Below are 19,310 nucleotides of genomic sequence, written 5' to 3'. Positions count from 1 at the left end.
CGTGAACGCAGCTTCAGCTATCGATGTAAAACAACTGGGCAAGGTCGGCGTGCTGTTCGGCGGCCGCTCTGCCGAGCGCGAAGTGTCGCTGATGTCCGGCACCGGCGTGCTGGCCGCGCTGTTAAGCCGCGGCGTGGACGCGCATGCGTTCGACACGGGCGAGCGCAGCCTGGCCGAACTGGCCGCTGAAAAATTTGACCGCGTCTTTATCGCGCTGCACGGCCGTTACGGCGAAGACGGCAGCCTGCAGGGCGCGCTGGAACAGCTGGGCATATCCTACACGGGCAGCGGCGTGATGGCGTGCGCGGTCGGCATGGACAAGGTCTACACCAAGATGATCTGGCTGATGCACCAGTTGCCGACGCCGAAATATGCGGTGCTGAACGACAGCGCCGACCTGGCCAAAGTCGCGGCAGAACTGGGCTTGCCGCTGATCGTCAAGCCGCCGCATGAAGGGTCGAGCATTGGCATCACCACTGTCCATGAAGTCTCGGCCTTCCAGGCTGCGTATGACATTGCCGCCGGTCTCGATGATTCCGTGCTGGCTGAAGAATTCATCACGGGCCGTGAATTCACGGTGGCGATTCTGGGCCAGGGCGCCACGGCGCGTGCGCTGCCGCCGATTGAAATCGTCGCCCCGCAAGGCAATTACGATTACCAGAACAAGTACTTCACGGATGACACCAAGTATTTCTGCCCGCCGCAGCTGGACCCGGCGATCGTGGCCGAGATGGAGCGCATCGCGGTGGAAGCCTACCGCGCACTCGGCTGCGAAGGCTGGGGACGGGTGGATGTCCTGATGCGCAATGCGGACAGCAAGCTGTTCCTGCTGGAGGTGAATACCTCGCCCGGCATGACCACGCACTCGCTGGTGCCGATGGCGGCGCGCGCGGTGGGCATCAGCTATGAAGACCTGTGCCTGGAAATCGTGGCGGCGGCGCGTTTGAAAATGGTCAAGGGACAGAACTGATATGTGGCATGACGCTAAAAGCCTCAATACGACAGCCAACGGCTTGCTCGCCGCGGTCCTGGTCGTGTGCGTGGCTGCCGGCGTCTGGTGGGTGTCGCAGCGCCCGATGTTCGACCTGCGCTCGATCAAGGTCGAGAGCGTGGACGACAAGGGTCTGCGCCATGTGAATTACCTGACTTTGCGCAGCGGTACCCTGGGCCGCATCAAGGGCAATTTTTTCACTGCCAACCTGGAAAGCGTGCGCAGCGTGTTTGAAGCGGTGCCCTGGGTGCGCCGCGCGAGCGTGCGCCGCGAATGGCCGAACCAGTTGATCGTGGCGCTGGAAGAACATGACGCTCTGGGCACCTGGGGCGAAGATGGCCGTCTGCTGTCGGTCAAGGGCGATGTGTTTACGGCCAACGTGGCCGAAGCCGAGGATGACCATGTGTTGCCCGCCTTTGCAGGGCCGGACGGCAGCGAGAAAGAAGTGCTGGCCACGTATGGCGAGCTGCAGAAGTGGTTTGCGCCGCTGAAGATGTCGCTCGAAGAGCTGACCTTGTCGAGCCGCTATGCGTGGACCGTCAAGCTCAGTAACGGCATGGTGGTGGCGCTGGGACGTGAACAGAATCATACGACCCTGAAGGAAAGGGTCGACCGCCTGGTGGGGATTTATCCACAGCTGGCGAGCAGGCTGGAAAATATCGACACGATCGATATGCGTTACCAGAATGGCCTGGCACTGAGTTCCGCCGGGCTGGTGATACCGCCGGAAGGCAAGGATGGCCGGCCCGTGATGCGCAAGAAAACGAGTAGTCCGGTCAAGAAACCGGCTTGACCGAATAATCAATTCGAATAACCAATTAAACAATTAATAGCCCATACCTTAGGCGACAGAAATGACAAAAGACGCGAAAAACCTGATCGTCGGTCTCGACATCGGCACCTCGAAAGTGGTGGCGGTGGTAGCCGAAGTGATGTCCGACGGGCGCCACGAAGTGATCGGGCTGGGCCAGCACGAATCGAAGGGCCTGAAAAAAGGCGTGGTGGTCAATATCGAGGCCACGGTGGAGTCGATCCAGCGCGCGCTGGAAGAGGCCGAGCTGATGGCCGACTGCAAGATCCGCAATGTGTACGCGGGCATTGCGGGCAGCCACATCCGCAGCTTCAATTCCAGCGGCATGGTGGCCATCAAGGACAAGGAAGTGACGGCGACCGATGTGGCGCGCGTCATCGAGACGGCCAAAGCGGTTAACATTCCGACCGACCAGCAATTGCTGCATACGGTGCCGCAGGAATTCATCGTCGACAGCCAGGAGGATGTGCGCGAGCCGATCGGCATGAGCGGCATCCGCCTGGAAGTGAAAGTACACATCGTCACCGGCGCCGTGTCTGCCGTGCAGAACATCGTCAAGTGCGTGCGCCGCTGCGGCCTGGAAGTGTCGGACCTGATCCTGCAGCCGATGGCCTCGGCCGACGCCGTATTGACGGCCGATGAAAAAGAGCTGGGCGTGGTCCTGATCGACATCGGCGGCGGCACCACCGACGTGGCAGTGTTTTCCGATGGCGCGATCCGCCATACGGCCGTCATCCCGATTGCCGGCGACCAGATCACCAATGACATCGCCATGGCCTTGCGCACGCCGACCGCGGAAGCGGAAGAAATCAAGATGCGTTATGGCGTGGCCAAGCAGGTGCTGGCCGATCCTGGCGAATCGCTGGAAGTGCCGGGCCTGGGCGACCGCGGCCCGCGCAATCTGTCGCGCCAGGCGCTGGCGGCAGTGATCGAACCGCGTGTCGAAGAGCTGTTCGCGATGGTGCACCAGGTGGTGCGCGAATCCGGTTACGAGGGCGTGCTGTCGTCGGGCATCGTGCTCACCGGCGGCACGTCCATCATGCCTGGCATGGTGGAAATGGCGGAAGACATCTTCTTGAAACCGGCGCGCCTGGGCACGCCGGAGTATCGCGGCCAGCTGGCCGACGTGGTGCGCAGCCCGCGCTACGCCACCGTGCTGGGTTTGTTGTTGGAAGCGAAAAAGCAGTACCTGCGCGGTCACATCGTGACGCGTCAGGACGGCTCGGTGAAGGCAGTCTGGCAGCGCATGAAGGAATGGTTTTTAGGGAATTTTTAAGGGCAGTTATTTCGCCCGGCAGCACAGGTTTTTCGGCAGCATCGCAGGTACACACAAACATATTTTATTTTATAGTTAACCGCAGTTTTCAATCTCCAGTTCTCCTACCTAATATGAGGCCTGGCGCTTGGAAACCGCATTCTGATAGGAGCACATCATGGAGTTCGATATGGTCGATAACACAGCTTTAGGTACCGTCATCAAGGTCGTTGGCGTCGGCGGTGCGGGTGGCAATGCAGTCCAACACATGATTAACAAAGGCATGTCGGGCGTGGAGTTCATTGCCGCCAATACCGACGCACAGGCCCTGTCGACATCGAAGGCCCACAACATCATCCAGATCGGCGATACCGGCCTGGGCGCAGGGATGAAGCCTGCCGTCGGCCGCCAGCTGGCCGAGGAATCGCGCACGCGCATCGCCGATTCGCTGCGCGGCGCGCACATGGTCTTCATCGCGGCCGGCATGGGCGGCGGCACGGGGACAGGCGCGGCGCCCATCGTGGCGGAAGTGGCCAAGGAACTGGGCGCGCTGACGGTGGCCGTGGTTTCCAAGCCATTCTCGTACGAAGGCCAGAAGTGCATGGATATCGCCGACGAAGGCCTGGAGCAGCTGTCCCTGCACGTCGATTCGCTGATCATCATCCTCAATGAAAAACTGGAAGAGATCTACGAAGATGAAAGCATGTTGGAATGGATGCAGCACGCCGACGACGTGCTCAACAACGCGGTGGCGGGCATCGCTGAAATAATCAATGTCCCTGGCCATATCAACGTCGACTTCAACGACGTGAAAACCATCATGGGCGAGCAGGGCAAGGCCATGATGGGGACGGCAACGGCGTCCGGCGTGGACCGCGCGCGCATCGCTGCCGAACAGGCAGTCGCTTCGCCGCTGTTGGATGGCATCGACCTGTCCGGCGCGCGCGGCGTGCTGGTCAACGTCACGGCCAGTCGTGGCCTGAAGGGCAAGGAAATCAAGGAAGTCATGGCTGCCGTGCGCGCGTTTGCCGCTCCGGACGCGTCGATCGCGCAAGGTATCGCCTACGACGACGCCATGGGCGACGATATCCGCGTCACCGTGGTGGCGACGGGCCTGGGCCGCGCCAAGAAAAACATCCAGCTGGTACCGCAGCAAGTGCTGCGCACCGGTACGCACAACAGCCCGTTGAGCCCGTCGGCTGCATTGGGTGGCGCGCAAACTGTGGCCACTTCGGTGGGCGCGGCCACGCCAGCGGCTGGTTTTGACGGCATGAAGGCGCCGGCAGTATGGCGCCGTGAATCGGCCTCGGAGCAAGTGCGCGCGATGGAAAAAAATGGCATGGAAACGTATGACATTCCAGCGTTTTTGCGCAAGCAGGCAGACTGATTGCCTGATGAGGTGATCTGATGCCAGCATTCCTGGCGGCGGCCTTCGGGCCGCCGTTTTTTTTGTATTTCCTTGATCTCTGTCTTTGCGTTTTTCTTTGTCTTCCTGGCTATTTTCTGCACAAAGGCGGCAAGTCAGGCATACTATCGCGCAGTGTCGGCATCGACCGGCAACACCCTATTCCACGCGTGTCCGCGCATCGCACGGGCGCGCTTCCATGAACAATCACTTACAGGAGTCAACATGACCATCAAAATCGGCGACACCCTGCCAGAAGGCACCCTGGCTGAATTTATCGAAAACGAAACCGAAGGCTGCGCACTGGGCCCGAACACGTTCAACGTGCAAGACTTGGTCAAAGGCAAGAAGATCGCCATCTTCGGCCTGCCGGGTGCTTACACCCCAACCTGCTCCGCACAGCACGTGCCAGGTTATGTGCAGCACGCTGCCGACCTGAAAGCCAAAGGCGTCGATGAAATCTGGTGCATCTCCGTCAACGATGCGTTCGTGATGGGCGCCTGGGGCCGCGACCAGAAAGCCACCGGCGTGGTGCGCATGATGGCTGACGGCAACGCCGCCTACAGCAAGGCCCTGGGCCTGGACGCCGATTTCTCGAAGTTCGGCATGGGCACGCGCTCGCAGCGCTACTCGCTGCTGGTCGACAATGGCGTCGTGACGCAATTGAACATCGAGCAAGGCGGCAAATTCGAAGTATCGAATGCAGAAACCCTGCTGGGCCAGCTGGCTTAAGCGTTTCTCGTTAAGTTATATGGGGTCAGACCCGGAGGGGGAATATGCTCCAGTGGAGCATATTCCGATCCCGAAGGGACTGACCCCGGTAGTAAATCAAACGGCGCTGAATTGATTCAGCGCCGTTTTTTTACATCTATTGCATCGAGGGTTTCTTCGCCTCGAACATGGCCGCGTCGATGCTGAACGAATAATCATCCTGCAGCGCAAAGTAGCGGCGCGCTTCTTCGGGCGCGGCGTCGAACAGCTTGCGGATGGCGACCACCCGTTCAGCCGGTGTGCGCATGCGCGCCACCCAGTCGTCAAACTTCATTTGTAACTTCCACACGCTGCGCAACTGGTGCGTAAAACCTGCGTTGTCGAACTTGGCGCCCCATTCGCACGTGCGGTAGTCGCGTACGTGGGAACCGTCGCGCAGCAATTCCACCGCTTGCAGGGTGGTGTCGTACAAGGCGGTTTTCGGCGCCACGATATCGATCACCAGCAAGCTGCCGTTCGGGCGCAGCACGCGCCAGGCTTCGGCCAGTGCGCCAGCCACGTCATTCCAGTGGTGGGCGGAAAAACGCGTGACGACCAGATCGAAACTGGCGTCGGCAAACGGCAGCCTGGCCACGTCACCCTGTTGCGTGCTGATGTTGTGCAAGCCACGCTGCGCCCTGGCATGCTCGACCACGTCCAGCATTTGCGGCGCCAGGTCGTACGCCACCACCGATGTCGCCACGGGAGCGATGGCAAAGCTGGCGTGGCCGGCGCCGCAGCCCAGGTCGAGCACTTGCGGCTTGCCATGGCGGCGCGCGCATTCCTGCATCAGCACCAGGTCGGCGCCTTGCGCGTGCACCGCGCTGCTCAGGTAGGCGTTGGCGGTCTGGCCAAATTGTTCGGCGACGACATCGTGCTGCTGCATGGTTTTCTCCTGTGAATGAGTGAGTTCATGCAGAATAGAAGCATTTTTATCCTGTAACAAGACAATAACTTATACTGGTATAACTACTACCATGCAAAAGATGAGAGATGCGAATGAAAGATGATTATGTCGAGCAAACTGGCTGAATTCATCCGCGCCCGGCGCGAAGCCGTGACCCCTGCCATGGCCGGTTTGCCCGGTGGTGGACGGCGCCGCACGCCCGGTTTGCGCCGCGAAGAGCTGGCCCAGCTGTGCGACGTCAGTCCCACCTGGCTGACGTGGCTGGAGCAGGGCCGGCCCGTGTCGGCGTCAAGCAAGATGCTGGCGCGCCTGGCGCAGGTGCTGCAATTGAGCGTGGCCGAGCGCGCCTATCTGTTCGAAGTGGCCGACAAGGCGGACCCGCACCATGGGGCAGGCGAGGGCGATGGCGCCGCTGCCAGCGAACTGGCAGCCATCGTGGCGGCTATCGCCGGGCCAGCCTATATCCTCGACCGGGCATGGAACGCCGTGGCCTGGAATGCACACGCGGCCAGCCTGTTTGCACCCTGGCTGAGGGCGGAAGCGGTGGCGCCCAACCAGCTGCGATTCATGTTCCTGGAACCCGGTGCACGCACCCTGGTGGACGATTGGCCCGAGCGCGCGCGGCGGCTGGTGGCCGAGTTTCGCGCCGATATCGGCCGCCATGCGGACCAGGCGCCGCTGGCCGGCCTGATCGCCGAACTGTCGCAAGCGAGCAGCGAATTTCGCCAGTGGTGGCAAACCCAGCAGGTGCAGGGCCGTGATGGCGGCTTGCGCCGTTTCTGGCATCCGCAGCAAGGTTCGCTGGCCTTTCACCAGGTGACTTTGCACCTGGCGCGGCAGCATGACTTGAAGCTGGTGATGCTGCTGCCAGTGCCGTAAGGCAGCATCGCTTGCTATAATCGCCACGACCGCATGAGCTTTTCTGGCCAGCGCGTCCTGGCTCCGGTCGTCGCCATGATGACGATCCCAAGCAACTCGCCAGGAGTTTTTCTTGACATCCCCCTCGCACAATCTGCGCAGCATCTATGCGATGCTGACGGCTGCCGGCATGTTTTCCCTGATGGATACAGCCATGAAGCTGCTATCCGAACATTACCCCGCGATGCAGGTGACGGCCTTGCGCGCCTTGTCATCCTTGCCGCTGGTCTGCCTGTACCTGCTGTACCGCGGCGCATTCAAAAACGTGCTGAAAGTGCGCTGGTCGCTGCATTTGCTGCGCGGCGCGCTGGGCGTGGCCATGATCACCCTGTTTGCCTATGGCTTGAAACGCATGTCGCTGGCCGAGGCATATTCCCTGTTTTTTATCGCACCGATGTTGATTACGGCCCTGTCCGTTTTTATCCTGAAGGAAAGAGTGGACCTGGCGCGCTGGTGCGCGATCGCCGTCGGCATGGGCGGCGTGCTGGTGGTGCTGCGCCCCGATGGCGGCGAATTTTTTTCGATCGCCGGCCTGGCCGTGCTGGGCGCGGCGGCCTGTTACGCCGTCTCGGCCATTACGGGCCGTATCCTCAGCCGTACGGACGCCAGCGAAAGCATGGTGTTCTGGCTGATGGTGATGATGGCGATCGGTGGCGTTGCCCTGTCGGCGCACGAGTGGGTGGCGATACGGCGTGCAGACTGGCTGCTGTTGCTGGGGCTATCGGTCAGCGGTTTCCTGGGGCAACTGGCCATCACGGAAGCGTTTCGTATCGGCAAGGCATCCAGTGTGGCGCCGTTCGAATATTCGGCCCTGGCCTGGGGCATGGGGCTCGATTGGCTGCTGTGGCGCACCTTGCCCGATGAATACACCCTGATCGGCGCCGCCATCATTATCGGCAGCGGTATTTATCTGGTGCGCCGCGAAGCGGTGCATGCGGAAAGCGAGCATCCCTGAACCGGGAGTGTGGCTTTTTTGGCGTGGAATGGGCCGCGCCGCAACGAAAATCCGGCAAATCGCTATAATCGAGCCATGTTAAAACAACGCACTATCAAACAATTGGTCCGCACCATTGGTGTCGGCTTGCACTCCGGCACCAAGGTGGAACTGACCTTGCGCCCGGCCGCCATCGGCACCGGCATCGTGTTTCGCCGCATCGACCTCGATCCCGTGGTGGAGTTCCCGGCCAGCGCGATGGCCGTCGGCGATACCCGCATGGCTTCCGTCCTGATCAAGGATGGCGCCAGGGTTTCAACCGTGGAACACCTGATGTCGGCTGCAGCCGGCCTGGGCATCGACAATATGTATATCGACGTGAATGCGGAAGAAATTCCCATCATGGACGGTTCCGCCTCCTCCTTCGTGTACTTGCTGCAACAGGCTGGCGTGGAAGAGCAGGCGGCGGCGAAGAAATTCATTAAGGTCATCAAACCGGTGGAAGTGCGCCAGGGCAAGGGCGACGCCGAGAAATGGGCCCGCTTGACGCCGTATGACGGTTTTAAACTCGATTTCTTTATCGAGTTCAATCATCCGGCTGTCGACGGCACCATGCAGCGCGCTTCCGTCGATTTTGGCGACGTGTCGTATATCCACGATGTGGCGCGGGCGCGTACCTTCGGTTTCATGCAGGATGTGGAAAGCTTGCGCGGCATGGGCCTGGCCCGTGGCGGTTCGCTGGAAAACGCCATCGTGATGGATGAATACCGCATCCTCAATGCCGACGGCTTGCGCTATGAAGACGAGTTCGTGCGCCACAAGATCCTCGACGCCATCGGCGACCTGTATCTGGTCGGCCACCCGCTGCTGGCTTATTACACGGCGCATAAATCGGGCCACGCGCTCAATAACCTGCTGCTGCTGGCGCTGCTGGAACAGCCGGACGCGTATGAAGTGGTGTCGTTTGCCACCAACGAGGAAGCGCCCCAGTCGTATCTGCGCCAGATGGAACGTGAATGGTCGCTGTCCTGATTTAATCCCTGGGTTCGCGGTGGTGGCGCACCATGTTGCGCAGCGCCGCGATCAATTGCTCGTTCTGTTTCGACGCGGGCAGGGCCGTGCTCAGCTCTTCCAGCGCCGACATGGCTTTTTCCGGCAAGACCAGCGCCCGTGTGTGCACGATGGGCGCGATGCTCTTGATGACCTGCACTTTCAGCTTGATGCCTGAAATTTGCCAGCCCTTCTTTTCCAGTTCTACTTGCAGTTTCGGCAATTGCTGCTTGAGCTTGGCTGCCAGCGCCGCGTTGGGCGTGGCCAGCACCAGTTGTCCGCCCTCGAATTGCAGGATGTCGCAATGCTCGAACATGACCGGCAAGGCTTTGGCGCAATCTTTTTGCAGGGCGGCCAGGCGCGTGACGGTAGGCATCAAGGCCGCCATCGTCGCATTGCCGCGCAAAAAGTCGGTGGCGCCCGTGACGGCCGGGCCCGAGCGGGCAAAGCCATAGCTGCGGCGCGGCGCGGGAGAATAAGTGGGAGTTCGCATGGCCGAAACATAGCATACTGGCCTGCACATGGCGAGCACCGCGGTGGGTGCGGCGGCGCCAGCGTATTTCCTTACAGTATGGAAAATGTCCGTATTTTCCCGTATTTGTTTGTCTTTCCGCTATTGTTATATGGAGCATTACCCCAACCTTGGCGGGAACGCATGATAAAATCATCGTCTTTTGCCATAGTCGAACTCCGTGCGGTCACGCGATCATCACCTCGCTGTCAGCTACCGAGCTTTTTTTAACGGCGTTTTTTCAAGAATTCAAGCATGTCATTACTGACCCAGATTTTCGGTAGCCGCAACCAGCGGCTGCTCAAGCAATACCAAAAAACGGTACGCGAGATCAATGCGCTCGAGCCGGTCATCGAAAAGCTGTCGGATGCCGAGCTGCAAGCGAAGACGCCGGCCTTCAAGGAACGCATCGCCGCTGGCGAATCGCTCGATACCTTGTTGCCTGAAGCGTTCGCCGTCTGCCGCGAAGCGTCCAAGCGCGTGTTGCGCATGCGCCACTTCGATGTCCAGATGATCGGCGGCATGGTCTTGCACTACGGCAAGATCGCGGAAATGGGTACCGGCGAGGGCAAGACCCTGATGGCAACCTTGCCCGCCTACCTCAATGCACTGTCCGGCAAGGGCGTGCATATCGTCACCGTCAATGATTATCTGGCACAGCGCGATGCGGACACCATGGGCCGCCTGTATGGCTGGCTGGGTCTGTCGACCGGCGTGAACATGTCGCAAATGGAGCACAGCGCCAAGCAGCAGGCGTACAACTCCGACATCACCTACGGCACCAACAATGAATTCGGTTTCGACTTCCTGCGCGACAACATGGTCTACGAAGCGCGCGACCGCGTGCAGCGTGCCCTGAACTTCGGCATCGTCGATGAAGTCGACTCGATCCTGATCGATGAAGCCCGTACCCCGCTGATCATTTCCGGCCAGGCCGAGAACCATACGGACCTGTACCACAAGATCAATGAAGTGCCACGCCTGCTGACCCTGCAAATCGGCGAAGAAACGCCGGACGGCAAGGGCAAGGTCGAGGTGCCAGGCGATTACACCAAGGATGAAAAAGCACACCAGGTGCTGCTGACCGAAGCCGGCCACGAAAAAGCCGAAGGCATCATGATGCAAATGGGCTTGCTGCCCGAAGGCGCGTCGCTGTACGACTCGGCCAATATCACCCTGGTGCACCACCTGTACGCCGCCCTGCGCGCGCACGCGCTGTACTTCAAGGATCAGCACTACGTGGTGCAGAACAATGAAGTGGTGATCGTCGATGAATTCACGGGCCGTCTGATGACGGGTCGCCGCTGGTCCGATGGCCTGCACCAGGCCGTCGAAGCGAAAGAGGGCGTGAAAATCCAGAACGAGAACCAGACGCTGGCCTCGATCACCTTCCAGAACTACTTCCGCATGTACGCCAAGCTGGCCGGCATGACCGGTACGGCCGATACCGAAGCCTACGAATTCCAGGAAATCTATGGCCTGGAAACGGTGGTGATCCCGCAAAACCGTCCATTGCAGCGCAAGGACCGCCAGGATCAGGTCTACAAGTCGTCGGCGGAAAAATACAATGCGATGCTGATCGATATCCGCGATTGCTACGAACGCGGCCAGCCCGTGCTGGTGGGGACCACCTCGATCGAAAACTCGGAACTGCTGTCGGGCATCCTGGACAAGGCAAAGCTGCCGCATAACGTGCTGAACGCGAAACAGCATGCACGCGAAGCGGAAATCATCGCCCAGGCAGGCCGTCCGAAAGCCATTACCATCGCCACCAACATGGCCGGCCGCGGTACCGACATCGTGTTGGGCGGTAACGTGGAAAACCAGATCAAGTTCATCGAGGCGAATGCGGAACTGAGCGACGGCGAGAAGTCTGCCCAGTCGCAAAAACTGCGCGATGAATGGCAATCCTTGCATGACCACGTGGTCAATGCGGGCGGCTTGCACATCATCGGTACCGAGCGCCACGAATCGCGCCGCGTCGACAACCAGCTGCGTGGCCGTGCCGGCCGCCAGGGCGATCCGGGTTCGTCCCGCTTCTACCTGTCGCTGGATGACGCGCTGCTGCGCATCTTCGCCGGCGATCGCGTGCGTGCCGTGATGGACCGCCTGAAAATGCCGGAAGGCGAACCGATCGAAGCGGGCATCGTGTCGCGCTCGATCGAATCGGCCCAGCGCAAGGTGGAAGCACGCAACTTCGACATCCGCAAGCAATTGCTGGAATACGATGACGTGGCCAACGACCAGCGTAAAGTGATTTACCAGCAGCGTAACGAGCTGCTGGAAACCACCGATATTTCGGAAATGATCGCTTCCCTGCGCCATGGCGTGTTCACCGACCTGGTGCATGGTTACGTGCCGCCTGAATCGGTGGAAGAGCAATGGGATATCAAGGGCCTGGAAAAAGTCCTGACCGGCGAATGGCTGATCGACATGCCGTTGCAGGCGATGCTGGAGGCCGATCCGACCCTGAACGATGAAGAGATCGTCGAAAAAGTGCTGGTGGCTGCCGATGCGGTGTACCAGTCGAAGATCGATATCGTGGGCAAGGAATCGTTTGGCGGCTTCGAGCGCAGTGTCATGCTGCAAAGCGTGGACAGCCACTGGCGCGAACATCTGGCGGCGCTGGACCACCTGCGCCAGGGTATCCACCTGCGCGGTTACGCGCAAAAGAACCCGAAACAGGAATACAAGCGCGAAGCGTTTGAACTGTTCGGCCAGATGCTCGACATGATCAAGAACGACGTCACCAAGCACGTGATGACGGTGCGGATCCAGTCGCGCGAAGAAGTCGATGCGGCCGAACAGGCGCTGCAGCAGTCGCACGTGGAAAACGTGCACTACCAGCATTCTGAGTTCGACCCGAACGCGGCGCCGGAAGAACTGCTGGCGCCTGCCGCCGGGGGCAATCAGGATGTGGACGACCTGAGCCTGAGCATGGGCGTCAAGGTAGGCCGTAACGATCCGTGCCCATGCGGCAGCGGCAAGAAATACAAGGCTTGCCACGGTAAACTGGCTTAAACCCGGTTCGCTGGCTTAAGCAAAAACGGAGACTGCGGTCTCCGTTTTTTTATGCTTTTTCAATTTGCGGACCTGCATTTTCCATGACTCCGCGAAGGCGCTACAATAGCGCTTCCATTTCCCCCTAGCAGAAGAACTCATATGGCCGTCAATTCTCCCAAGCCCGTCGCCGCCGACTTGAAAGCCGTTCCCGGCATTGAAATCGGTGTTGCCGAAGCAGGCATCAAGAAACCGAACCGCAAGGATTTGCTGGTATTGAAACTGGCGCCGACGGCCACCGTCGCTGGCGTGTTTACCCTGAACCGCTTCTGCGCCGCCCCGGTGCAGGTGGCCAAGGCCAATCTGGCGGCCGTAACCCAGGGCGCCGCGCCTATCCGCGCGCTGCTGGTCAACACGGGCAACGCCAATGCGGGCACCGGAGAACAGGGCCTGGCCGCAGCGCAGGAAAGCTGCGCCGCGCTGGCCGGGCTGCTGGGCTGCACGCCGCAACAGATTCTGCCGTTTTCCACCGGTGTGATCCTGGAACCGCTGCCGGTGCCGCGCCTGGTGGCCGGCTTGCCGCAAGCCGTGTCTGCATTGACGACCGATAACTGGTTTTCGGCCGCCGAAGCCATCATGACCACCGACACGCAGCCGAAAGCCGGTTCGCGCACGGTCACCATCGCCGGCCATACGGTCACCCTGACGGGCATCAGCAAGGGCGCCGGCATGATCAAGCCGAACATGGCCACCATGCTGGGCTTTTTGGCGTTCGACGCCAACGTGGCCCAGAGCGTGCTGGACCAACTGGTGAAGCAGGCGGCCGATCAATCGTTCAACTGCATCACCATCGATGGCGACACCTCGACCAACGATTCCTTCATGCTGATCGCCACCGGCGCCGGTACTTTGCGCATCGACAGTGTCGACTCGCCTGAATACGCGGCACTGGCCGCTGCCGTGACCGAGCTGTCGACCTTCCTGGCGCAAGCCATCGTGCGCGATGGCGAAGGCGCGACCAAGTTCATGACCGTGACCGTGGAAGACGGCCGCAACGTGGAAGAATGCCGCAAGATCGCCTATTCGATCGCCCATTCGCCACTGGTGAAAACGGCGTTCTTTGCGTCCGACCCGAACCTGGGCCGCATCCTGGCCGCTATCGGCTACGCGGGCGTGGATGACCTGGAAGTGGAAAAACTGAACCTGTACCTGGACGACGTGTGGGTGGCCAAGAATGGTGGCCGCAACCCGGACTACCAGGAGCAGGACGGCCAGCGCGTGATGCAGCAAAGCGAAATCACCATCCGTGTCAAACTGGCGCGCGGCGAAGCACAAGCGACCTTGTGGACCTGCGACCTGTCGCACGACTACGTGTCGATCAACGCCGACTACCGCTCATGAGCACCCTCGATCAATTCCTGCTGCGTGCCGAAGCCTTGCTGGCGCGCGTGGAAGCGATCTTGCCGCTGGCGGCGCCTGCGCCAGACTGGAGCAGCTTTGCGTTCCGCTGGCGCCGCCGTCAGGGCGCGGTCAGCCATCTGCAGGCAGTGGCCCACGTGTCGTCGATCGCGTTGGACGATTTGCACAATATCGGCACGCAAAAAGCGCAGATCGAACAAAATACGCGCCAGTTCGTCGCTGGCCGCCCGGCCAACAACGTGCTGCTGACGGGCGCGCGCGGCACCGGCAAGTCGTCGCTGATCAAGGCTTGTCTGAACCAGTTCGCCAGCCAGGGCTTGCGCCTGATCGAGGTGGACAAGGCTGACCTGGCCGACTTGCCCGACATCGTCGAGCTGGTGGCGGCGCGCCCCGAGCGCTTCATCATCTTTTGCGACGACTTGTCGTTCGAAGAAGGCGAGGGCGGCTACAAGGCGCTGAAAGTGGCGCTCGACGGCAGTATTGCCGCGCAATCGGACAATGTGCTGATCTACGCCACCTCGAACCGGCGCCATCTGATGCCGGAACGCATGTCCGACAATAGCAGCTACAAGACGGACGACGATGGCGATTTGCATCCGGGCGAGACGGTGGAAGAGAAAATCTCGCTGTCCGAGCGCTTCGGTTTGTGGCTGTCGTTTTACCCGTTCAAGCAGGATGATTATCTCGATATCGTGGCCCATTGGCTGTCCTCGTTCGGCTGCACCTCGGAACAGATCACCGAAGCGCGCGGCGACGCCCTGCGCTGGGCCTTGCAGCGCGGCTCGCGTTCGGGCCGGGTGGCCTGGCAATTTGCACGGGATTACGCAGGGAAATTGCCATAATGACTGACAAAGTGATCAAACCGGTCGACGTGGCCGTCGGTATCCTGATGAAGCCCAATGGCGACGTGCTGCTGGGCCAGCGCCCTGCCGGCAAGCCGTATGACGGGTATTGGGAGTTTCCTGGGGGAAAAGTCGAGCCCGACGAAACCATCCTCGATGCCTTGAAACGCGAGTTTGTCGAGGAACTGGGCTTGCAGATCGACAGCGCCGAAGCCTGGTGCGGGGTAGAATATGTGTATCCGCATGCCCATGTGCGCCTGCATTTCTACATCAGCCGCGACTGGCGCGGCGAGCCGCAAAGCCTGGAAGGGCAGGCGTTCGCCTGGCAGGGTACGGTAGGCGTGGAACCCTTGCTGCCAGCTACGATTCCTCTGCTGGAATGGCTGGACGAGGTGCGCCGGGAAACAGTCGCTGTTTAGCTGCGTTGCGTGGCCCGGCCCGGGCTGCGCAAGAGGCCGCTTGACGTATTAATGGGGCGAATGGGGCGTGACTTTGGCGTCATCGCCTTCGAGTCCGTCATCGAGCGGATTGGCGGCCGGGATCGTGTATTTTTCCTCGGCCCAGGCGCCCAGGTCGATCTGTTTGCAGCGCTCCGAGCAGAATGGGCGGAATTTGTTGGCTTCCGTCCATTCAACTTTGGCGGCGCAGGTAGGGCAATTAACGACGGTCATAAAAATGCAATAAAATCAATTAAAAATTACAGAGCGTCAGCTCGAAGGGGACATCCTCTTCCAGCGGCTTCGGTTTCAAGTCGCCGCCCTGGGTAGTGAAGCGTACCCACAACATGTATTTGTTGGCGGAGATTTCCGGGATGGCGCCGCTGTTTTCATCCAGGGTCAGCCGCAGCATCTGGTAAACCTTGCCTTGCAGCATTTGTTGGTAGCTGCCGGCGCTGGCGATCAGCTTGACGGGGCCGCCCGAGTCGCGCAGCAGGCGCAGCACCAGGGCCAATGCCGCAAACAGGGGCGCCAGCGGGGCAAACCAGGCATGGATATCGGCCAGCCGTTGTTCCGAGCTGCGTTGTTGCCACGCATAATAGGATGGCAAATCGAATTCACAGGCGCCGCCCGGGATGATGGTACGGCCCCGTATGCTCATCAGCCATTCATTGTCACGGATATTCTGGCCCGTCTTGCCCTGCGCCGATACCAAAGCACCGCTCACGCTGTCGAGTTCGCTCAGTATCGCGTCCAGCGTATGCGGTTCCACATTGGGATTGCTGCGATAGCCGAGCAGGCTTTGACGCTGGCGTTCGAGTTCTTGCAACAGGTCCGATTTCAGGTCGGCGCGGCCGGCCACTTCGAGCATGTCGAAGATTGTCGCCAAGGCAACATGGTGTTGCATGGCATGTTCTTGCTGGATAAAGAACTTGAATTTGTCGTACAGGTCTTCCAGCCGCAACAGCGTACGTATGCGTTCGTTGAAAGGGTATTCGTAGACAATCAAAATAACATCCCTTTGGTAACAGCCGGCAAAACGGTATCTTGCCCGTTGCTGTAAGTACGTCTGAAAACGCGGTGATTATGGACCCGCAAACAATTCCGTGATTTTGAACCAAGCGTCGACAAATTACAAACGTTGCGAGCCCATTCCAGTGATTCTTTTTGAAAATGCCATATATACATCGTGTAACTGGGCGATCTGCGGCTCCAGCGCTGCCAAATCGCCATTGTTATCGATCACATCATCGGCTGCCGCCAGCCGCATGGCACGCGTGGCTTGGGTCGCCATGATGGCGCGAACTTGTTCTTCTGGCAAATTATTGCGTGCCATCACGCGTGCCACTTGCAAGCTTTCCAGACAATCGATGACCAGCACGCGGTTGACCCGCTCGACCCAGCCGCCGGACTCGACCAGCAGGGGAACGGCAAAGATGACGTAACTGCCCGTCGCTTCGGCCGCCGCCGTCAAGGTGGCCTGACGTATGCGTGGATGCAATATCGCTTCCAGTCTGGCCTTGGCGCTGGCGTCGGAAAACACCAGCGCGCGCATCTTGGCCCGGTCCAGCGCGCCGTTTGCATCGGCGTACGAAGAGCCGAATTCAGCCACCAGGGCTGGCATGGCTGCGCCATCGGGCGCCGTCAGGCTGTGGGCGACCTGGTCGGTATCGACGATGGAGGCGCCGCGCGCGGCAAACATGTCGGCCACGGTGCTCTTGCCGCAACCGATGCCGCCCGTCAGGCCGACGCTGAAATAAGAGGACGTGATAGTCATATGTCTTAGCTGACCAGGGCCAGTGTAAAGTGCGACAACGGCGTACCGTACAAGAGCGCGATCAAGCCTGCCGCCGCCAGGTAAGGGCCGAACGGTATCGGCTTGTCGCGCCCGTGCCTGGCAGCCACGATCAGGGCGATGCCGACCACGGCGCCGACCAGGGACGACAATAATATGATGGTCGGCAACATCGTCCAGCCCAGCCAGGCGCCCAGCGCCGCCAGTAATTTGAAGTCACCATACCCCATCCCTTCCTTGCCTGTCGCCAACTTGAAGGCCCAGTACACGCTCCACAAGGCCAGGTAACCGGCGGCCGCGCCGATCACCGCGTCTTGCAGTGGTACAAAAGTGCTATTGATATTGACCAGCAAACCTGCCCACAGCAGGGGGAAGGTCAGGTCGTCGGGCAGCATTTGCGTATCGGCATCGATAAAGGTCATGGAGATCAGCAGCCACAGGAACACCAGGCTGGCCAGGCCTGTCCAGCCGCTGCCGAAATGCCAGATGAGTACGGCCGACAAGGCGGCTGTCAACAATTCCACCAGTGGATAGCGTATCGAAATGGGCGCCTGGCAGGCGCGGCATTTGCCTCGCAGCAGCAGATAGCTGATGACAGGTATATTTTCCATCGCCGTGATCTTGTGGCCGCAGGCGCCGCAATGCGAATGCGGCAGCATCAGGTTGTAGCGCCCCGTATGTGGCGGAGGCAAACCGCTTTCCAGCGCCACATAGTTATCGGACTCGCGCTGCATCATTTTTGGTATGCGGTGTATCACCACATTGAGGAAGCTGCCGACGATCAGGCCGAACAGGGCGGCGACAAGGGTGACGAACAGATTGCCGGGCGCGGCGAACAGCAGGGTGTCTGGGAGCATTATTTTTAATCGTAATCCGATATGGACTGTTTGATGGCCGCGCTATCAATGTTTAAGCATGTCGCTGAAGCGGCGTTGAGTGATGAGGCAGTATAGAGTATTTATCCTCCGGCGTGAGGTTAAGGCGGTATGTAAAAACGTCGCGATAACCATCATCGCGACATCTGTATTATTTTTCAGCCACGATAGTCGTGGCCGCGTATCCTTGATCACTGTGCTGCGATTTTTTATGACCGATCAGGAGTGTCAGCAATTTGTTACGTATGTATTCTGAAAGGGCTTTTTCCAGGTAGCGATGTACGACTGCTGCGACCGAAATTGCTGTTACGGTGGTGATGAAAATATAACCCCACGTGTGCATATGCGGCTCCATTCCCAGTTTGAGCATGATTACACCAAAATAGTGCTGGGTAATCGTATGGCTGAGGTAGAGGGAAAAAGAAATTGAACCCAACCACACCAATACTGGTGGAATATAAAACTTGATGGTTTTGCTGGCGATGGCGATGACCAGCACGGTCATTGCCAGTGCACTTCCCCATTTTGTGGGGCCGTGAAAATCAGATACCCGCGAGTAGCTGAACCAGATGGTAAACGCGATGCTCAGGCTCAGGAGGTGATAGGCAATGATAGGGTTCTTGATTTTGGCCCAATCCTGCAGATATAACAGACCGATGGCGACGCCTGCCAGGAACTCAAGAATAATCGGATTACTCATCAGATTCAAGTAGGTGAAAGAGAATGAAAAATTCTTGATGACATCAAAAGACTGGTTTGATTCTTGTAGCATGGGGAGCAACATGACTGTGGCGATCATCCATGTAAACAGTACCGGCCAGCGCCATTTCTTGAAAAACAGGGACAGGCAAAATATGGCATAAAAGTACATCTCGAATTCCAGTGTCCAGCCCAGGGGGAGTACCGCGCCGAAGTATGGTTGATTATTTATCGAGGTAGGAAAGAAAAAAATACTCTTCAAGAACAGGACGATATTTTCCGTGGAACTAAAATAAGTGAAAATATTTTGTTCTGCGCCTATCCAGCATACGGTCATGACGACGTAAACAGGCCAGATCCGTGCGAACCGTTTGATCGCAAATGTCTTGGCATAAGACGGGCTGCCATCCGAGTTTTTCGTCGAGTAAGCCATGATGAAGCCACTAATGATGAAGAACAAGTCCACACCCATGGCTCCTGGCCTGAGGAATTCTTCGGCCTTGTCCCAATTGACGGTGTTGAACATGAAGTATCTGGCGTGTGTCAAGACGACTAAAATGGCTGCAATCCCCCTGAGCGCTTCTAGCCAGTCCAGCTTATTATGAATTTTCATGTATAAAAAGTGATTATTTATAAGACGTTTTTTGTATCGCAGCAGTCTGCCCCTCTACAGAACGCATGTCAACGCGGTAAAGATACTTTTGATGATGT

The 19,310-nt window shown here is 59.2% G+C and carries 19 protein-coding genes; 12 read left to right on the top strand and 7 right to left on the bottom strand.

The annotated features are described in order from the left end of the window. Position 1 precedes the first annotated feature (1 nt). The 5 genes from ACL9RI_RS19535 (at position 2) to ACL9RI_RS19515 (ending at position 5,194) form a co-directional block, all read left to right on the top strand. Positions 2 to 970, top strand: coding sequence for a D-alanine--D-alanine ligase (locus ACL9RI_RS19535; RefSeq protein WP_422728162.1), 969 nt, complete (start codon positions 2 to 4; stop codon positions 968 to 970). Between the two features lies 1 nt (position 971). Further along, complete coding sequence (locus ACL9RI_RS19530; protein WP_422728161.1) at positions 972 to 1,784, top strand: cell division protein FtsQ/DivIB; 813 nt, start codon at positions 972 to 974, stop codon at positions 1,782 to 1,784. 61 nt (positions 1,785 to 1,845) lie between these two features. Next, a complete protein-coding gene (ftsA, locus tag ACL9RI_RS19525) occupies positions 1,846 to 3,078 on the top strand; it encodes a cell division protein FtsA (RefSeq protein WP_183679971.1) in 1,233 nt (410 codons plus the stop codon). 157 nt (positions 3,079 to 3,235) lie between these two features. Beyond that, entirely contained in the window at positions 3,236 to 4,444 is a 1,209-nt protein-coding gene (gene ftsZ, locus ACL9RI_RS19520) for a cell division protein FtsZ (protein WP_183748240.1), read from the top strand. 243 nt (positions 4,445 to 4,687) lie between these two features. Further along, positions 4,688 to 5,194 carry a peroxiredoxin gene (locus tag ACL9RI_RS19515; RefSeq protein WP_183679967.1) on the top strand — a complete coding sequence of 169 codons (507 nt, stop codon included), beginning with the start codon at positions 4,688 to 4,690 and terminating at the stop codon, positions 5,192 to 5,194. A gap of 136 nt (positions 5,195 to 5,330) precedes the next feature. On the opposite strand, the gene ACL9RI_RS19510 is transcribed toward ACL9RI_RS19515, so the two are convergent. Continuing rightward, the gene (locus ACL9RI_RS19510; RefSeq protein ID WP_422728160.1) at positions 5,331 to 6,098 is read right to left on the bottom strand and encodes a class I SAM-dependent methyltransferase; all 768 of its coding nucleotides are present in this window, start codon (positions 6,096 to 6,098) and stop codon (positions 5,331 to 5,333) included. Between the two features lie 126 nt (positions 6,099 to 6,224). On the opposite strand from ACL9RI_RS19510, the gene ACL9RI_RS19505 reads away from it, so the two are divergent. The 3 genes from ACL9RI_RS19505 to lpxC all read left to right on the top strand — a co-directional run bounded on the left by ACL9RI_RS19505 (position 6,225) and on the right by lpxC (position 9,003). After that, positions 6,225 to 6,998: a helix-turn-helix domain-containing protein gene (locus ACL9RI_RS19505; RefSeq protein WP_422728159.1), complete on the top strand. Its 774-nt coding sequence runs from the start codon at positions 6,225 to 6,227 to the stop codon at positions 6,996 to 6,998. A 151-nt stretch (positions 6,999 to 7,149) separates the two neighbouring features. Then, positions 7,150 to 7,992 (top strand): DMT family transporter, encoded by an 843-nt coding sequence (locus tag ACL9RI_RS19500; protein ID WP_422728353.1) that lies wholly within the window; start codon positions 7,150 to 7,152, stop codon positions 7,990 to 7,992. A gap of 75 nt (positions 7,993 to 8,067) precedes the next feature. Beyond that, the gene (gene lpxC, locus ACL9RI_RS19495) at positions 8,068 to 9,003 is read left to right on the top strand and encodes a UDP-3-O-acyl-N-acetylglucosamine deacetylase (RefSeq protein ID WP_422728158.1); all 936 of its coding nucleotides are present in this window, start codon (positions 8,068 to 8,070) and stop codon (positions 9,001 to 9,003) included. Position 9,004: 1 nt separating this feature from the next. Here lpxC and ACL9RI_RS19490 read toward each other — a convergent pair whose 3' ends face one another. After that, the gene (locus ACL9RI_RS19490) at positions 9,005 to 9,514 is read right to left on the bottom strand and encodes a DciA family protein (protein ID WP_422728157.1); all 510 of its coding nucleotides are present in this window, start codon (positions 9,512 to 9,514) and stop codon (positions 9,005 to 9,007) included. A gap of 273 nt (positions 9,515 to 9,787) precedes the next feature. On the opposite strand from ACL9RI_RS19490, the gene secA reads away from it, so the two are divergent. The 4 genes from secA (at position 9,788) to ACL9RI_RS19470 (ending at position 15,212) form a co-directional block, all read left to right on the top strand. Next, a complete protein-coding gene (gene secA, locus ACL9RI_RS19485; protein ID WP_422728156.1) occupies positions 9,788 to 12,553 on the top strand; it encodes a preprotein translocase subunit SecA in 2,766 nt (921 codons plus the stop codon). A gap of 141 nt (positions 12,554 to 12,694) precedes the next feature. Further along, positions 12,695 to 13,933 (top strand): bifunctional glutamate N-acetyltransferase/amino-acid acetyltransferase ArgJ, encoded by a 1,239-nt coding sequence (gene argJ / locus ACL9RI_RS19480; protein ID WP_422728155.1) that lies wholly within the window; start codon positions 12,695 to 12,697, stop codon positions 13,931 to 13,933. Continuing rightward, a complete protein-coding gene (locus ACL9RI_RS19475; protein ID WP_422728154.1) occupies positions 13,930 to 14,793 on the top strand; it encodes an ATP-binding protein in 864 nt (287 codons plus the stop codon). The genes argJ and ACL9RI_RS19475 overlap by 4 nt, the downstream gene beginning before the upstream one ends. After that, positions 14,793 to 15,212: an NUDIX domain-containing protein gene (locus ACL9RI_RS19470; protein ID WP_422728153.1), complete on the top strand. Its 420-nt coding sequence runs from the start codon at positions 14,793 to 14,795 to the stop codon at positions 15,210 to 15,212. The genes ACL9RI_RS19475 and ACL9RI_RS19470 overlap by 1 nt, the downstream gene beginning before the upstream one ends. Positions 15,213 to 15,260: 48 nt before the next feature. Here the strand turns inward: ACL9RI_RS19470 and yacG are convergent, their stop codons facing one another. The 5 genes from yacG to ACL9RI_RS19445 form a co-directional block, all read right to left on the bottom strand. Next, positions 15,261 to 15,464: a DNA gyrase inhibitor YacG gene (gene yacG / locus ACL9RI_RS19465; RefSeq protein WP_422728152.1), complete on the bottom strand. Its 204-nt coding sequence runs from the start codon at positions 15,462 to 15,464 to the stop codon at positions 15,261 to 15,263. A gap of 19 nt (positions 15,465 to 15,483) precedes the next feature. Further along, on the bottom strand, positions 15,484 to 16,239 hold the full coding sequence (gene zapD / locus ACL9RI_RS19460; RefSeq protein ID WP_422728151.1) for a cell division protein ZapD: 756 nt from the start codon (positions 16,237 to 16,239) through the stop codon (positions 15,484 to 15,486). Positions 16,240 to 16,362: 123 nt separating this feature from the next. Beyond that, complete coding sequence (gene coaE, locus ACL9RI_RS19455) at positions 16,363 to 17,007, bottom strand: dephospho-CoA kinase (protein ID WP_422728150.1); 645 nt, start codon at positions 17,005 to 17,007, stop codon at positions 16,363 to 16,365. 5 nt (positions 17,008 to 17,012) lie between these two features. Then, the gene (locus tag ACL9RI_RS19450) at positions 17,013 to 17,882 is read right to left on the bottom strand and encodes a prepilin peptidase (RefSeq protein WP_422728149.1); all 870 of its coding nucleotides are present in this window, start codon (positions 17,880 to 17,882) and stop codon (positions 17,013 to 17,015) included. 169 nt (positions 17,883 to 18,051) lie between these two features. Next, positions 18,052 to 19,212, bottom strand: a complete 1,161-nt coding sequence (locus ACL9RI_RS19445; RefSeq protein ID WP_422728148.1) for an acyltransferase family protein — start codon at positions 19,210 to 19,212, stop codon at positions 18,052 to 18,054. Between the last annotated feature and the right edge of the window lie 98 nt (positions 19,213 to 19,310).

Origin of the sequence: Janthinobacterium sp. Mn2066 (assembly GCF_049319705.1) — a bacterium.
Taxonomy (GTDB): Bacteria; Pseudomonadota; Gammaproteobacteria; order Burkholderiales; family Burkholderiaceae_D; genus Janthinobacterium.
Note: the sequence above shows the minus strand (reverse complement) of the source record. Positions and strands in the feature narration are given on the sequence as shown.

What these genes read in the sequence shown, in the direction of transcription:
- ACL9RI_RS19515 (WP_183679967.1), top strand. Translation starts at nt 4,688, where the DNA reads ATGACCATCAAAATCGGCGACACCCTGCCAGAAGGCACCCTGGCTGAA.
- ACL9RI_RS19500 (WP_422728353.1), top strand. Translation starts at nt 7,150, where the DNA reads ATGCTGACGGCTGCCGGCATGTTTTCCCTGATGGATACAGCCATGAAG.
- ACL9RI_RS19470 (WP_422728153.1), top strand. Translation starts at nt 14,793, where the DNA reads ATGACTGACAAAGTGATCAAACCGGTCGACGTGGCCGTCGGTATCCTG.
- ACL9RI_RS19505 (WP_422728159.1), top strand. Translation starts at nt 6,225, where the DNA reads ATGTCGAGCAAACTGGCTGAATTCATCCGCGCCCGGCGCGAAGCCGTG.
- ftsA (WP_183679971.1), top strand. Translation starts at nt 1,846, where the DNA reads ATGACAAAAGACGCGAAAAACCTGATCGTCGGTCTCGACATCGGCACC.
- ftsZ (WP_183748240.1), top strand. Translation starts at nt 3,236, where the DNA reads ATGGAGTTCGATATGGTCGATAACACAGCTTTAGGTACCGTCATCAAG.
- coaE (WP_422728150.1), bottom strand. Translation starts at nt 17,007, where the DNA reads ATGACTATCACGTCCTCTTATTTCAGCGTCGGCCTGACGGGCGGCATC.
- ACL9RI_RS19450 (WP_422728149.1), bottom strand. Translation starts at nt 17,882, where the DNA reads ATGCTCCCAGACACCCTGCTGTTCGCCGCGCCCGGCAATCTGTTCGTC.
- secA (WP_422728156.1), top strand. Translation starts at nt 9,788, where the DNA reads ATGTCATTACTGACCCAGATTTTCGGTAGCCGCAACCAGCGGCTGCTC.
- ACL9RI_RS19490 (WP_422728157.1), bottom strand. Translation starts at nt 9,514, where the DNA reads ATGCGAACTCCCACTTATTCTCCCGCGCCGCGCCGCAGCTATGGCTTT.
- ACL9RI_RS19530 (WP_422728161.1), top strand. Translation starts at nt 972, where the DNA reads ATGTGGCATGACGCTAAAAGCCTCAATACGACAGCCAACGGCTTGCTC.
- ACL9RI_RS19510 (WP_422728160.1), bottom strand. Translation starts at nt 6,098, where the DNA reads ATGCAGCAGCACGATGTCGTCGCCGAACAATTTGGCCAGACCGCCAAC.
- argJ (WP_422728155.1), top strand. Translation starts at nt 12,695, where the DNA reads ATGGCCGTCAATTCTCCCAAGCCCGTCGCCGCCGACTTGAAAGCCGTT.
- ACL9RI_RS19445 (WP_422728148.1), bottom strand. Translation starts at nt 19,212, where the DNA reads ATGAAAATTCATAATAAGCTGGACTGGCTAGAAGCGCTCAGGGGGATT.
- ACL9RI_RS19475 (WP_422728154.1), top strand. Translation starts at nt 13,930, where the DNA reads ATGAGCACCCTCGATCAATTCCTGCTGCGTGCCGAAGCCTTGCTGGCG.
- yacG (WP_422728152.1), bottom strand. Translation starts at nt 15,464, where the DNA reads ATGACCGTCGTTAATTGCCCTACCTGCGCCGCCAAAGTTGAATGGACG.
- lpxC (WP_422728158.1), top strand. Translation starts at nt 8,068, where the DNA reads ATGTTAAAACAACGCACTATCAAACAATTGGTCCGCACCATTGGTGTC.